At 63.2% G+C, this 12,695-nt stretch carries 13 protein-coding genes and 1 riboswitch; of the genes, 6 read left to right on the top strand and 7 right to left on the bottom strand.

Annotated elements, in window-relative coordinates:
* Positions 1-58 precede the first annotated feature (58 nt).
* A riboswitch (TPP riboswitch) is annotated at positions 59-220 on the bottom strand.
* 65 nt (positions 221-285) lie between these two features.
* Entirely contained in the window at positions 286-1,158 is an 873-nt protein-coding gene (gene thiD, locus DFO48_RS16865) for a bifunctional hydroxymethylpyrimidine kinase/phosphomethylpyrimidine kinase (protein WP_114864165.1), read from the top strand.
* Positions 1,159-1,226: 68 nt separating this feature from the next.
* Here the strand turns inward: thiD and DFO48_RS16860 are convergent, their stop codons facing one another.
* Positions 1,227-1,700, bottom strand: coding sequence for an SH3 domain-containing protein (locus DFO48_RS16860; RefSeq protein WP_003077863.1), 474 nt, complete (start codon positions 1,698-1,700; stop codon positions 1,227-1,229).
* A 123-nt stretch (positions 1,701-1,823) separates the two neighbouring features.
* On the opposite strand from DFO48_RS16860, the gene DFO48_RS16855 reads away from it, so the two are divergent.
* The gene (locus DFO48_RS16855) at positions 1,824-2,591 is read left to right on the top strand and encodes an ankyrin repeat domain-containing protein (protein WP_114864164.1); all 768 of its coding nucleotides are present in this window, start codon (positions 1,824-1,826) and stop codon (positions 2,589-2,591) included.
* A 66-nt stretch (positions 2,592-2,657) separates the two neighbouring features.
* On the opposite strand, the gene DFO48_RS16850 is transcribed toward DFO48_RS16855, so the two are convergent.
* Positions 2,658-3,950 (bottom strand): cytosine permease, encoded by a 1,293-nt coding sequence (locus DFO48_RS16850; protein ID WP_114864163.1) that lies wholly within the window; start codon positions 3,948-3,950, stop codon positions 2,658-2,660.
* 427 nt (positions 3,951-4,377) lie between these two features.
* Here DFO48_RS16850 and DFO48_RS16845 point away from each other — a divergent pair, with 427 nt between their 5' ends.
* The 3 genes from DFO48_RS16845 to DFO48_RS16835 are packed head-to-tail and all read left to right on the top strand — an operon-like array spanning position 4,378 to position 6,761.
* Positions 4,378-5,274: a hypothetical protein gene (locus DFO48_RS16845; protein ID WP_114864266.1), complete on the top strand. Its 897-nt coding sequence runs from the start codon at positions 4,378-4,380 to the stop codon at positions 5,272-5,274.
* 39 nt (positions 5,275-5,313) lie between these two features.
* Entirely contained in the window at positions 5,314-5,901 is a 588-nt protein-coding gene (locus DFO48_RS16840; protein WP_114864162.1) for a sigma-70 family RNA polymerase sigma factor, read from the top strand.
* Positions 5,898-6,761 (top strand): hypothetical protein, encoded by an 864-nt coding sequence (locus DFO48_RS16835; protein WP_114864161.1) that lies wholly within the window; start codon positions 5,898-5,900, stop codon positions 6,759-6,761. The genes DFO48_RS16840 and DFO48_RS16835 overlap by 4 nt, the downstream gene beginning before the upstream one ends.
* 75 nt (positions 6,762-6,836) lie before the next feature.
* On the opposite strand, the gene DFO48_RS16830 is transcribed toward DFO48_RS16835, so the two are convergent.
* From DFO48_RS16830 to DFO48_RS16810, 5 genes are all read right to left on the bottom strand, one after another.
* On the bottom strand, positions 6,837-7,628 hold the full coding sequence (locus tag DFO48_RS16830) for a peptidylprolyl isomerase (protein WP_370449585.1): 792 nt from the start codon (positions 7,626-7,628) through the stop codon (positions 6,837-6,839).
* An 87-nt stretch (positions 7,629-7,715) separates the two neighbouring features.
* Positions 7,716-7,982 carry a BolA family transcriptional regulator gene (locus DFO48_RS16825; RefSeq protein WP_114864160.1) on the bottom strand — a complete coding sequence of 89 codons (267 nt, stop codon included), beginning with the start codon at positions 7,980-7,982 and terminating at the stop codon, positions 7,716-7,718.
* The gene (locus tag DFO48_RS16820; RefSeq protein ID WP_034349351.1) at positions 7,979-8,548 is read right to left on the bottom strand and encodes a septation protein A; all 570 of its coding nucleotides are present in this window, start codon (positions 8,546-8,548) and stop codon (positions 7,979-7,981) included. The genes DFO48_RS16825 and DFO48_RS16820 overlap by 4 nt, the downstream gene beginning before the upstream one ends.
* Positions 8,549-8,764: 216 nt before the next feature.
* Entirely contained in the window at positions 8,765-9,181 is a 417-nt protein-coding gene (gene msrB / locus DFO48_RS16815; RefSeq protein WP_114864159.1) for a peptide-methionine (R)-S-oxide reductase MsrB, read from the bottom strand.
* Positions 9,178-10,689 carry a YdiU family protein gene (locus DFO48_RS16810; RefSeq protein ID WP_114864158.1) on the bottom strand — a complete coding sequence of 504 codons (1,512 nt, stop codon included), beginning with the start codon at positions 10,687-10,689 and terminating at the stop codon, positions 9,178-9,180. The genes msrB and DFO48_RS16810 overlap by 4 nt, the downstream gene beginning before the upstream one ends.
* A 228-nt stretch (positions 10,690-10,917) precedes the next feature.
* On the opposite strand from DFO48_RS16810, the gene DFO48_RS16805 reads away from it, so the two are divergent.
* Positions 10,918-12,561 carry a 3-(methylthio)propionyl-CoA ligase gene (locus tag DFO48_RS16805; protein WP_114864157.1) on the top strand — a complete coding sequence of 548 codons (1,644 nt, stop codon included), beginning with the start codon at positions 10,918-10,920 and terminating at the stop codon, positions 12,559-12,561.
* Positions 12,562-12,695: the final 134 nt, after the last annotated feature.

Here is a 12,695-nt window from a genome sequence, read left to right as displayed (position 1 = left end):
AATCGTTTTCCATCCGGACACAGGAACAGGGCCATGTGCAGGACAAAACGCGGCATGCCTTGCGGCTTGTGAAACTCCCCACGCCAGCATGACCTGGATCGGGTGCAGGGGGCACAGGGCACGGATGGTGCTCTGGTGCGCAGCCGGTGGCTGGCGCTGCCCCAGGGTGTTTCTCAGTCCACACAGGCTGCTTGCCTGCGGGACACCCCTGTTTCGTCCGTTGGACATTACAGCACAACCGCAAACAGCACGCATTGACCATGCGCATGGGCGATAATTTTTGCCATGACAGTGATTGCTTCTTCCTCCATCTCCGGCGCCGCAAAAAAGCGCTATGCGCGCGTGCTCTCCATTGCCGGCTCGGACAGCGGCGGTGGTGCCGGCATCCAGGCCGACCTCAAGACTTGTGCGGCACTGGGCTGCTACGGCATGACGGCGATCACGGCCATCACCGTGCAGAACACGCTGGGCGTGACGGGCATTCACGGCATTCCGCTCGATACCGTGCGCGGCCAGATCGATGCCGTTGTGCAGGACATAGGCGTCGATGCCGTCAAGATCGGCATGCTGGCCACTCCCGATGTGGTGAGCGTGGTGGCGGATGCGATCCGCCGCCATCGGATCAGGAACGTGGTGCTGGACCCCGTGATGGTGGCCACCAGCGGCGACCGCCTGATCGTTCCCGAGACGGCCCAGGCGCTGGTCCAGGAGCTGTTCCCGCTGGCGACGGTGATTACCCCCAATCTGGATGAAGCAGCTTTGCTGCTGGGTCGCAACATCGACGGCATTGGAGCGCTGGATGCGGCCGTGGCCGATCTGCTGGCCATGGGGGCGCCGGCGGTGTTGCTCAAGGGCGGGCATCTGAGCGGCGATCTGGTCATGGATGTGCTGGGCCGGCAAGGCCAGCAGGCCAGCGACTATCTGCGCCTGCAGTCGCAGCGCATCGTCACCCATAACGGCCATGGCACAGGATGCACGCTGTCGTCGGCGATTGCCTCCTTCCTGGCCCAGGGACTGGCGCTGGAGGCCGCAGTGACCGAGGCGCGGCGCTATATTCTGGGCGCCATCGAGGCGGGTGCCGAGGTCTATACCGGCCAGGGTCACGGTCCGCTCAATCATGGTTATGCGCCGCGTGCACAGCTGATCGTCGAAGGCTGATTTCCGGCTCCCGCAAAAAAGGCCTGCAGCTGCAGGCCTTTGCTTTTGGGGTGTGCTTGTTGCCGGGCTTACCAGCCCCAGACCAGATTCTTGGCCACCCAGCCGCTTTGGCCATTGCTGCGCTGGACCTGGGCCCAGCTGCCTTGCTTTTTCAGCGTCTGCAGCACCTCATGCTGCTCCAGCTTGCCTACCCGGTTGTGCTTCTGGCCGGGGCCGGAGCGCAGATTGGCCGTGCGCGCTGTCACCACCATATGCGGGCTCTTGCTGGTCAGCGGGGCGTGGACCCAGCCCAGCGTGGACTCATAGTCCTTGACGCGCAGCCACTGGCCCTTGCGCTGGGTGACTTGCAGCGGGTAGCCCTTGCTCAGTTCCCAGAGTGTTGCGGAGCGGGTGTTGGGCTGCTCGCGCACATTCACTGTCTTGCCCTTGATGCTGACAAATTCCTGGGCTTGTGCGAGGGCCGGCAGCAGGCCGGCGGTGAGCGCACCCAGCGCGATCAGGCTTGAAGTGGCGGCGGTGCGGATCCAGCGGTTGCAAGGCACGGGGCAGATTCTCCTTTTATCGATTGAAAACAGGCTGTAACCCTCATCGGACTTGCGTGGCTAGCTATAGTTCCTGTAGAAAGCTGACAGGGGCTGAACACCCGACAGCCATGAAGGAATGCCATGAAACAGCCAACCAGCGCCCACGGGAGTGCCTCGTTGACCACCCGATTGACGCTTGCATTGACGACTCTGACCGCAGCAACGCTGCTCACGGCCTGCCAGAGTAGGGCGTCGGCGAATGCTCCGGCTGCAACACCTGCCGCCGCTGCGGCGCCAAAAGCCGGGGACCCGCAGATGCTGGGCCAGCAATTGCTGGCCGCTGCCGCGCAGGGCGATACCGTGGCGGTGCGCAATCTGCTGGCCGGCAACGCGCCTGTCGACGTGCAGGACGCCCGGGGCAATACCCCCTTGCTGCTGGCCACGGCGGCCAACCATATCGAGGTCGCACGTTCGCTGCTGATGCATGGTGCCAGCCCCAATATCCAGAACCAGATGCAGGACAGCGCCTATCTGCTGGCCGGCGCGCAGGGCCGGCTGGAGATTGTGCGCATGACGATTTCCTATGGCGCCGATCTCAAGAGCACCAACCGCTATGGCGGCACGGCCCTGATTCCGGCCTGCGAGCGCGGCCATCTGGAAACAGCCCAGGCGCTGATCACGGCAGGTGTGGATGTGAACCATGTCAACCGGCTGGGCTGGACCTGCCTGATGGAGGCCGTGGTGCTCAGCGATGGCGGGCCGCGCCATCAGGCCATCATCCAGGCCTTGATCGATGCCAAGGCCGATCTGAACCTGCCCGACAAGGATGGAGTGACGGCCCTGGCCCATGCACGCCAGCGCGGGCAGCAGGCCGTGGTGCAGCTGTTGCAGGCGGCGGGCGCCCGATAGAAGATAAGAAAGAAGGTTGAAACGACCTGTTGCAGGGCGCTGGTTGCTATTGAATTCGAGCCTTGTTCAGGCGGCAACGGAGCGCGGCTGCAGCTGGCGTGTGGCGACGGCCACCACAAAAGTCAGCGCCAGCGTGGGCAGGGCCGAGCCCAGGGCCGTGCTGACATAGGGCAGCAGGTGATAGAAGGCAATGCCCAGCACCCAGATGGCCACGGCATCCCAGCGCACGGCGGGCGCTTTTTGCATCAGCTCCACGGCATCGGTGCCAAAGGCCAGGCGACCCAGCATCACGCCGAACAGCGGCACAAAGCAGGAGCTGAGCAGCAGCAGAAACGGCTCCAGGCTGTGCATGGGCAGCACCATGGCCAGCGCCGTGCACAGGGACGCGATCAGCAGGCCCCAGCGGCGAATGCTCCAGCCCGGTTGCAGGCTGTGGGCCGACATGGCGCCCGAGTAGGCATCGCCATAGGCGTTGTCCACCTCGTCGATCAGAATCAGCGACAGGGCAATCAGCCCGCCCTGGGCCAGCAGCAGGGCCGTGACCAGGTCTTCGCTGGGCAGGGTCAGGGCCACCAGCACGCCCAGGGAGTAGCACCAGATATTGGCCAGGGCAAAGCCGGTCCAGGCGCCCGTCAGCGCGGACTTGCCGCTTTTGCCGTGGCGCGCATAGTCGGCCACCAGCGGTAGCCAGCTGATGGGCATGGCGATCACCAGATCGACGGCGCCAAGCATGCTCATGCCGCCGGCACCTTCGCGGGCCAGCAAGGTCCCTAGGCCGGTGGCGCCGGCCATTTTGAGGAATTGCCAGCTCAGCCACAGCAGCGAGGCAATCACCAGCGGCAAGGCCACGCGCGAGATGATGCGGCGCACCAGGGTGGTCATGGAGCCGCTCATCAGCAGCAGGATCACGCCGCCCCAGAGCAGCGTGGCCAGCCAGGGCCAGTAGGCAGCGCCCATGATGCCGCCTTGCTTGCCCAGCGCCACGGTGGCGTCGCGCATCACCACCAGCTCGAAACTGCCCCAGCCCAGCAACTGGACGATGTTGAGCACGATTGGCAGTCTTGCGAAGCGGCGGCCGTAGACGCTGTGCATCAGCCCGGCGCTGGACAGGCCGCTGTCGCAGCCGAGCTTGCCCACCCAGCCCAGCAGGCCGGCACCGATCAGCGAGCCGATGGCTATCGCGATCAGCGCATGCAGCGGGCTGAGCGCTGGCAGCAGATAGGCCCCCATCTGCATGACCAGCAGGCCCACGCCCAGGCTGAACCACAGCGAGGCATGGTCGCGCCAGGCAAAGACGCGCTCCTGCTCCGTCACCGGGGCCAGGGCCCGATTGGCCGATGTGGAAGAAGATGAATTCATGAATGCTCCGCCAGAAAAACGAAGCAGGGGCCGCATGGTTTGCGCGGCGGGCCAGCAAAGACATGGCCAGTCGCGGCATGACACCTTGGACAGCTTCCCTGCGCGAGGATGATCTCGGGCAAGCGGTCGTCAGGACACCGCTTGCGCAATCAGGTTCAAAGGGACTCTCTCAGCCCTGACCGGTCATGGTCAGGACACCCCCAGCATGGCTGCCAGCCTTGGGCTGCAGCGAGCGCGATTGTGCCAGACATGCCGGGCCGGAGCAGGAATGCGGCGCCAAGCGGTGTTGCCAATGATGTTGCAGATGGTGTTGCAAATGCTTGCAAATCAGGGCGCCTGACTTGACCCCGTTGGCTCTGCTGCTGCGTTTCAGCCTCCGACAAGTTTGTTTCAGCCGCTGTGGCTGTATCTTGAGGAGGCCTTGTCCATGCTGTCCGTCCGTATCGAACCCCCGGTTCCTGGTTTCTTGCTGTCGCGCGGCCGTCTGCTGCGCGCCTCTCTGCTCTGCGCTGCCGCGATGGTGGCCGCCGCGCCGGCCTCGGCCTGGACGCGCGGCAACCACAAGCTGGCCCAGATCAGCATCGTCGAACGTGCCACGGGTCGGGTACTGCCCCAGTACAGTCACGAGGGGGAGCTGTGGGTAGTGGGCCGCCCCGGTGCCAACTATGCGGTGCGCATCCGCAACCTCGAGAGCCGCCGCATCATGGGCGTCATCAGCGTCGACGGGGTCAATGCCATCAACGGCCGCACGGCGAGCTCCCGCGCCGAAGGCGGCTATGTGCTGGATGCGGCCGACAGCTATGACGTGAGGGGCTGGCGCAAGAGCAATGACAACGTGGCTGCGTTCTATTTTTCCGAAAGCGATATGTCCTATGCCGCCAGAACCGGCCGGCCGCAGGATGTGGGCGTGATTGGCGTGGCTCTGTACCGTGAAAAGCTGCCCGAGCCGGCCAGATACCAAGGGCCAGTCTATGAGTCGGACGCCGCGAGCGCTGCATCGGCTGCCGAGCCTGCCGCAGCCGATAGTGCCATGCCGCAGGCCGCCAGCAAGAGCCGCAGCGCCGAGCGCCGTGCGCCCCAGGCATCACCGGCCCCTTCGCTGGGCACGGGCCATGGCGCGGTGGAGCGTTCGCAAGTCACCCAGGTGGAGTTCGAAGCCGATACCGACCAGCCCCGGCAGATGGTGCGCATCCGTTACGACAGCTATGCCAATCTGGTCGCCAGAGGCGTGATTCGCGAGCCCCGTCCACGGCCGTCCCAGCCGCGCGCGCCCAATCCCTTCCCCGGGGACAACGGCTTTGTGCCGGATCCGCCCCGCAACTGAGTTGGTTGCGCTGTCGCCGGAATTTGCATAATCGCGGGCATGCTTGCACCGCCGCTTGCCCAACCCCAACCCGCCGATGAAGCCCTGATGCGCAGCTATGCTGCAGGGCAGGCCACGGCGTTCGAGACGCTTTATACCCGGCATAGCCTGCGCATGTGGCGCTATTTCTATCGCAACACGGGCGATGCGGCGCTGGCCGACGATCTGGCGCAAGACCTCTGGTTTGCCGTGGTGGACAGTGCCTGCCGCTATGAGGTGCGCAGCAGGTTCACGACCTGGCTGTTCACCATGGCACATCACCGGCTGGTCGACCATTGGCGCAGGCAGCGGCCGGGCATCAGCCTTTCGGCAGACACGCCAGAGTCCATGCGGCTGGCCGAAAGCCTGTTTGCGGCCTCGGGCTTCGAGCCCGAGCAGCAGCTCGATCGTCAACTCATGGCCCAGGCCATTCTGGCTGCGCTGGCCCGGCTCCCGGCTGAGCAGCGCGAGTGCTTTGTGCTGCAGGTCGAGGCTGATCTGACACTGGCCGAAATTGCCCAGACCACTGGCGTTGCCGAGGAAACGGCTAAGAGCCGCTTGCGCTATGCGCGTGCCAAACTGCGCGCCGCGCTGGAGGAACTGGCATGAATATGCACCCCGAAACCCCGTCCGGCGACGACAAGCCCGATGCGCTGCGCGAGCTCTACCACGAGGCCGTGGCAGAGGACCGTGGCCCCAGTGCGCAAAGCAGCACCGCCATTCTTGAGCGCGCACGCCAGCGTGTGGCAGGTGTGGGGCAGCAGCCCCGGGAACGGACGGACAAACCTGCAGCCAACGACCGCTTCTGGCTGCGTCATGCTGTGGGCGGACTGGCAGCTGTCGGACTGGTGGGCTGGCTGATGCTGCAGCATGGTGCCTGGTGGAGCGGGCCGGACGCCGGATCCGGCTCCAGCTCCGAAGTCGTGGCCGAGCCTGCCCAGCCTGCGGATATAGACCCGGCTGCACAGGCGTCTGCACCGGCGCCTGCAATCGCTTCTGCTCCGGTGGCCGCAGATGCCAGTGCAGCCGGTTCGGTTTCGCCGGCTGAGAAATCCAGGCAGAGCCGGACTCCAGCAAAGGCGCAGCAGGCGCCGCATACCCAGGATGTGCAGGCGTCGGCCACTGCGCCGCAATCCGAGGCTGCGCCAGCCTCCAGCGCGGCAGCGGCAGCAAGCAGAGCACCGTCAGCCCGGGCGCTTTCCCGGAGTTCGGACGCTGCGCAGCCTGTTGCACCGACGGCCGATGCGGTGGCACCACAAAACTCTCGTCTGTCTGCGCAATTGCCGCTGTGCCCCTTGCAGACCGAAGAAGAGGCCCGTCGGCAAGCCGCAACAGAGGGGGCGGATAAGGGCTCGGGCACGGCACGCAAATCCCCGCATTGCCGTCCACGAAAGCCCGAACAATTGCCGCCGGTCAAGTCTGAGTCTGCTCAAGATGCTGCAGAAGATGTAGCAACACCGCAGCGATGAGACAAAAAAAGCCCGCTTGACGCGGGCTTGGGTGATGGTCTGGCCAGTACTTTTGGGTACTGACGTTAGATCATGTTACTGGATTTTTGCGCTTTTGCGCAGCTGATCCTGGAATTGCTGCAGCTTTTGCTGTTGCAGCTGCTGAGTAATCTGTGGCTTGACGTCCTCGAACTTGGGCATTTCAGCCTGACGCTCGTCGTCCATGCGGATGATGTGCCAGCCAAACTGGCTCTTGACGGGGGCGTCGGTCATTTCGCCCTTCTTGAGCTTGATCAGTGCTTCGGTGAACTCGGGCACGTAGTTGTTGGGGTTGGCCCAGTCCAGGTCGCCGCCGCGGGCGCCCGATCCGGGGTCCTTGGATTCCTTCTTGGCGATGTCCTCGAACTTCTTGCCGGCCTTCACTTCGGCGATGATGGCCTTGGCGCGGTCTTCGGATTCCACCAGGATGTGGCTGGCCTTGTATTCCTTGCCACCATTGGCCTCAACGAACTTGTCGTATTCGGCCTTGGCTTCGGTATCGGTCACGGGGTTCTTCTTCTGGAAGTCTTCGAACAGCGCACGGATCAGCACGGTCTGGCGGGCCATGTCCATCTGTTGCTTGTAGGCCTCGGAAGCTGCCAGACCGCGGCGGTTGGCTTCCTGCATGAAGACTTCACGCGCGATGACCTCGTCCTTGATCATCTTGTCCATTTCGGGGGCCACGGGCTGGCCGCTGGCTTCGATCTGGGCCTTCAGGGCGTTGACGCGGGCCATGGGAACGGCCTTGCCATTGACGATGGCCACATTCTGGGCCGAGGCGGACAGGGCGGCTGCGCCCAGAACAGCGGCGGCCACGATGCGGGCCAGTTGTTTTTGTTTCATGCTCATTCGAGTTGTGATTGAGAAAAGTAAGTGAAGTTCAGTCCATACGCAACAGGCTCCCGTCAAGGAGCCTGTGGTCAGAACAGTGCGTTCTCAAAGTACTTCAATGGCGATGGCATGAACACCCTGGTCAATGAAGTCTTGCAGTGCATCATACACAAGGCGGTGGCGTGCCACGCGGGTTTTTCCATCAAAGGCCGGACCAGCGATGCGGACGCGGAAATGCGTGCCCACACCGCTGTCGTTGGCACCGGCATGACCGGCATGCTGATAGCTCTCGTCGATGACTTCGAGCTGGGTCGGGGCCAGACGCTGGCGCAGGGCAGCGTCCATGGCCTGGGCGCTGATCGTCACGCTCATGGCTGCTTGTCCTTGGTTTCGGCCGTGCTGGGCACGCCGTCCTGAGGCAGGTAGCGGCTCATGTAGATGGCTTGTGCAATCACAAACACCACCATCAGTCCCATGCCGCCAAACAGCTTGAAGTTGACCCAGGCATCGGTGTCGAAGTTGTAGGCTACCCAGATGTTGAGTCCGCCCATGGCGGCGAAGAATGCGGTCCAGGCCCAGTTGAGCTTGAGCCAGATGGCGTCGGGCAGTTGAAGTTGCGCGCCCATGACGGAGCGCAGCAGGTTCTTCTTGAACACCAACTGGCCGATCAGCAGCGCGCCGCCCATGAGCCAGTACAGCACCGTGGGCTTCCATTTGATGAAGTTGTCGTCATGGGCCAGCAGCGTGGCACCGCCGAACAGCACGATGACGCCGAGGCTCATCCATTGCATGGGTTCGATCTTGCCGGTCTTGAAGCGCAGATAGGCGATCTGCGCCACGGTTGCGACAATGGCCACCGCTGTGGCGGTGTAAATGCCCCAGACCTTGAAGGCCACGAAAAACAGGATGATGGGGAAGAAATCAATCAGCAGCTTCATGCGCGAAATGGTAGTCGTTCTGAAATTCAGACTGCGCAGCAGCGGCAAGGTTCCCGGTGCTGCGAGCAAAGTCGCATCATGCACCAAAGCCCGGGCCTTACCGTGGGCAAAGCCTTGTACGCCGGACGGATTCAGCTATCAAAGCTGATGCTAAAGGTCAGGGCGGCGGGCCAGGTCGGAAGCCGCAGGCCCTTGCTGCACCAGCCTTGTCAGCTCTTATTTTTGCGGTTCCTTGTGGAAATCCAGCGAGGCCGAGTTCATGCAGTAGCGCAGGCCGGTATCGGTGGGGCCATCGGGAAAGACATGGCCCAGATGGGCTCCGCAGTTGCTGCACACCGTCTCGGTGCGCACCATGCCGTGGCTGCGGTCCACGATATTGGTGATGGCGCCGGGCACGGCCTGGTCGAAGCTGGGCCAGCCGCAGCCGGCGTCAAACTTGGTATGCGAGTCGAACAGTTTGTTGCCGCAGCAGACGCAGTGGTAGCTGCCATCGGCCCAGAACTGTTCGTATTTGCCGGTGAAGGGGCGCTCGGTGGCTGCGTGGCGCGTGACCTGGAAGGCCGTGGCTTCAGCTCCCTTGTCCTGCAACAGTGCTTGCCATTCTTGGTCGGATTTCTGGATGGGAAAGCTCATGATGAACAGCTGATTTCAATCGAGGAAGCCCAGTCGGGCGGGAAGCCGGCCCAGTCAGCGTGGTCCGGGTGCGGGTCGTAAGGCGTCTGCAGCACGGCCAGCATCTGCTGTACCGGGGCGAAGTCACCGGCCTGGGCGGCGCGAATCACCGTCTCGCCCAGATGGTTGCGCAGCACAAAGCGCGGATTGGATTTTTGCATCAAATCGACGGTCTGTGCTTTGTCCATTTGTGCTAGCTGCTCTGAATAAGTGAGCGACCAGGCATCGAAGCTGGCCCGGTCAAGAATGATGTCACGCAGCGGCTCAAAGTCGATTTTCGTTTGCTGCCCCTGTGCAACGGCATCGGTCAGGCGGGTAAAGAAGATGGTGTAGTCCACCTTGTTGTCCGCCAGGATCTGCAGCAGAGGGTTGACCAGCAGGGCAAAGCGGCCTTCAGTGGCGGGCGTGCCGGCTTCGTTCTCGGGCAGGCCCAGCTTGGCCAGCATCTGGCGTGCATAGGCTGCAGGAAAGACGGTCTTGTACGACTCCAGCGCGGCGATCGTCAGCTCTTCGTCGCCGATCAGCGGCAGCAGGGCCTGACCCAGGCAATAGAGATTCCAGTAGGCGACCTGGGGCTGGCGGTTAAAGGCATAGCGGCCCTGGCTGTCGCTGTGGTTGCATATATGACCGGGGTCGAAGACGTCGAGAAACTGGAAGGGGCCGTAGTCTATGGTCAACCCCAGAATGCTCATATTGTCGGTATTCATCACACCATGGCAAAAGCCCACGCCTTGCCACTGGGCCAGCAATCGGGCCGTGCGCTCGCTCACCGCCTGCAGAAAGTTGGCATAGGGATTGCCGTTCAGTGCAGCGGCCGTGCGACATTCCGGGTAATGCTGGTCTATGACCATGTCGGCCAGGGCTTTAAGTTCGGCCTGCATGTCGCGTGCGGCGAAATGCTCGAAATGTCCGAAGCGGATGAAGCTCTCGGCCACTCGGGTCACGACGGCGGCAGTTTCCATGGTCTCGCGGGCCACGGGCAGGGGCGAGCCCGTCAGCGCCAGCGCGCGCGTGGTGGGAATGCCCAGGGCTGTCATGGCTTCGCTGCAGAGAAACTCGCGAATCGACGAGCGCAGCACGGCCCGGCCGTCGCCCATGCGTGAATAGGGGGTGCGGCCTGCGCCCTTGAGCTGGACTTCAAAGCCCTGCTCCGTCTCGCCCAGCAGGATGGCACGGCCGTCGCCGAGCTGGCCGGCCCAGACGCCGAACTGGTGACCGCTATAGACCGTGGCCAGCGGCTTGCTGCCGCCGTTGCCATGGTCGGAGACGGCATTGCCGCTGAGGATTTGCAGCGCTTCGGCGCTGTGCAGCCATTGGGGGTTCAGACCCATCCAGCGGGCCGTGCTGACGCTGGTGGCAATCCAGTGCGGCTCGGGTACGGGCGTGGGTTGGAGATAGGTGAAAAAAGCCGGGCCCAGGGCTTCGAAGCGGCCGGGCTTGCGCCATTGCGGGGCAGGGGATTCGCTCATGCAGGCATTGTGCTTGAGCGGCGTCAGGGACAGGGCTTGCAGGGTTGTTGAGTTGGTTTCGGTTGGAGAGCGGCCTAGGTTTTTCCCTGAGTGCGCGCACATCGTTCAGAGGGAGGATGCAGACAAAGGTCGCCAAGGTTACGCATTGGTGACAGTCCTCAGATGACGGCCCGGAAGCCCGCGCTAGGATGCTTCCCGATCTTCACAACGATATCCAGGAGACTGCCAATGTTGGGTCTGATGCAAAGCCAGCCGCTGTTGATTTCTTCCCTGATCGAGTTTGCCGCACGCAACCATGCCGATGGAGAGATAGTCTCCCGCCGTGTCGAGGGGGATATCCACCGCTACACCTACAAGGATCTGGCGGCGCGCTCGCGTCAGCTTGCCAACAAGCTCGATGCCATGGGCCTGGCCCAGGGCGACAGAGTGGCCAGCCTGGCCTGGAATGGCTATCGCCACATGGAGATGTATTTTGGCGTCAGCGGCTCGGGCCGGGTGCTGCACACCGTCAACCCGCGCCTGCACCCCGAGCAGGTCGCCTGGATTGTCAACCACGCCGAAGACAAGGTGCTGTGCTTTGACCTGACCTTCTTACCCATCATTCAGGCCGTGCATGCCAAATGCCCGCAGGTGCAGCAATGGGTGGTGCTGTGCGATGCAGACCGGCTGCCGGCAGACAGCGGCATTCCAGGCCTGGTCAGCTACGAGAGCTGGATTGCGGGTCAGTCCGATCAATACCGCTGGCCGCAGTTTGACGAGAACACTGCATCCAGCATGTGCTACACCAGCGGCACTACGGGTAACCCCAAGGCCGTGCTCTACAGCCACCGCTCCAGCACGCTGCACGCCTATGCCGCAGCGCTGCCCGATGTGATGTGCCTGTCGGCCCGTGATTCGGTGCTGCCCGTGGTCCCCATGTTCCACGTCAATGCCTGGGGCCTGCCCTATTCGGCGGCGCTCACGGGCTGCAAGATGGTCTTCCCGGGCCCGGCGCTCGACGGCAAGTCGGTCTACGAACTCATCGAGTCGGAAGGCGTGACCTTTGCAGCTGGCGTGCCCACCGTCTGGCAGATGCTGCTCGGCTACATGAAGCCGGGTGGCCTGCGTTTTTCCAAGCTCAATCGCACGGTGATCGGCGGCTCCGCCTGCCCGCCGGCCATGATCACGGCCTTCCAGGACGACTATGGTGTGGAGGTGCTGCACGCCTGGGGCATGACGGAGATGAGTCCGCTGGGCACGCTGTGCACGCTCAAGAACAAGCATCTGGAACTGCCCAAGGAAGAGCAGATGAAGATCCGGCAGAAGCAGGGGCGCGCGATCTATGGTGTGGAGATGAAGATCGTCAACGACGCCGGCGACGAGCAGCCCTGGGATGGCAAGAGCTATGGCGACCTGCTGGTGCGCGGCCCCTGGATCATCGACAGCTACTACAAAGGCAGCGGCAACCCCCTGGTACGTGGGGCTGACGGCCACGGTTGGTTCCCGACGGGGGATGTGGCGACGATAGACCCCGACGGCTATATGCAGATCACCGACCGCAGCAAGGATGTGATCAAGTCCGGCGGCGAATGGATCAGCTCCATTGATATTGAAAACATCGCCATGGCCAACCCGGCCGTGGCCATGGCTGCCTGCATAGGCATGCCGCATCCCAAGTGGGACGAGCGCCCCATCGTGGCCGTGGTCAAGAAGCCAGGCGCGGAAATCACGCGTGAGGAGCTGTTGAAGTTCTACGAGGGCAAGACGGCCAAGTGGCAGATTCCTGATGATGTGGTGTTTGTGGAGGCTATTCCGATCGGCGCCACGGGCAAGATGCTCAAGACCCGTCTGCGCGAGGAACTCAAGGACTACAAGCTGCCCTCGGCAGCCTGATCGCCCCCCGGCCCGGCGGGAGCCAAGCCATCATCGTGAGATGATGGCTTTTTTGCCTGTGCCTTTTCTGGTGCCATTGGTTGACATCCATGCCTTCAGCTCCTGGTTTTTGCGATTGCTCGCCACCCTCGCTA

The sequence above is a fragment of the Comamonas sp. AG1104 genome (genome assembly GCF_003350425.1).
In the GTDB taxonomy this organism is placed as follows: domain Bacteria; phylum Pseudomonadota; class Gammaproteobacteria; order Burkholderiales; family Burkholderiaceae_C; genus Comamonas; species Comamonas testosteroni.
The sequence above is the reverse complement of the archived record's forward strand: the minus strand, read 5'-3'. Positions and strand labels throughout refer to the sequence as shown.

What these genes read in the sequence shown, in the direction of transcription:
- DFO48_RS16835 (WP_114864161.1), top strand. Translation starts at nt 5,898, where the DNA reads ATGAATATGCACCCCGAAACCCCGTCCGGCGACGACAAGCCCGATGCG.
- DFO48_RS16840 (WP_114864162.1), top strand. Translation starts at nt 5,314, where the DNA reads ATGCTTGCACCGCCGCTTGCCCAACCCCAACCCGCCGATGAAGCCCTG.
- DFO48_RS16850 (WP_114864163.1), bottom strand. Translation starts at nt 3,950, where the DNA reads ATGAATTCATCTTCTTCCACATCGGCCAATCGGGCCCTGGCCCCGGTG.
- DFO48_RS16805 (WP_114864157.1), top strand. Translation starts at nt 10,918, where the DNA reads ATGTTGGGTCTGATGCAAAGCCAGCCGCTGTTGATTTCTTCCCTGATC.
- DFO48_RS16825 (WP_114864160.1), bottom strand. Translation starts at nt 7,982, where the DNA reads ATGAGCGTGACGATCAGCGCCCAGGCCATGGACGCTGCCCTGCGCCAG.
- DFO48_RS16830 (WP_370449585.1), bottom strand. Translation starts at nt 7,628, where the DNA reads ATGAGCATGAAACAAAAACAACTGGCCCGCATCGTGGCCGCCGCTGTT.
- msrB (WP_114864159.1), bottom strand. Translation starts at nt 9,181, where the DNA reads ATGAGCTTTCCCATCCAGAAATCCGACCAAGAATGGCAAGCACTGTTG.
- DFO48_RS16845 (WP_114864266.1), top strand. Translation starts at nt 4,378, where the DNA reads ATGCTGTCCGTCCGTATCGAACCCCCGGTTCCTGGTTTCTTGCTGTCG.
- DFO48_RS16820 (WP_034349351.1), bottom strand. Translation starts at nt 8,548, where the DNA reads ATGAAGCTGCTGATTGATTTCTTCCCCATCATCCTGTTTTTCGTGGCC.
- DFO48_RS16855 (WP_114864164.1), top strand. Translation starts at nt 1,824, where the DNA reads ATGAAACAGCCAACCAGCGCCCACGGGAGTGCCTCGTTGACCACCCGA.
- thiD (WP_114864165.1), top strand. Translation starts at nt 286, where the DNA reads ATGACAGTGATTGCTTCTTCCTCCATCTCCGGCGCCGCAAAAAAGCGC.
- DFO48_RS16810 (WP_114864158.1), bottom strand. Translation starts at nt 10,689, where the DNA reads ATGAGCGAATCCCCTGCCCCGCAATGGCGCAAGCCCGGCCGCTTCGAA.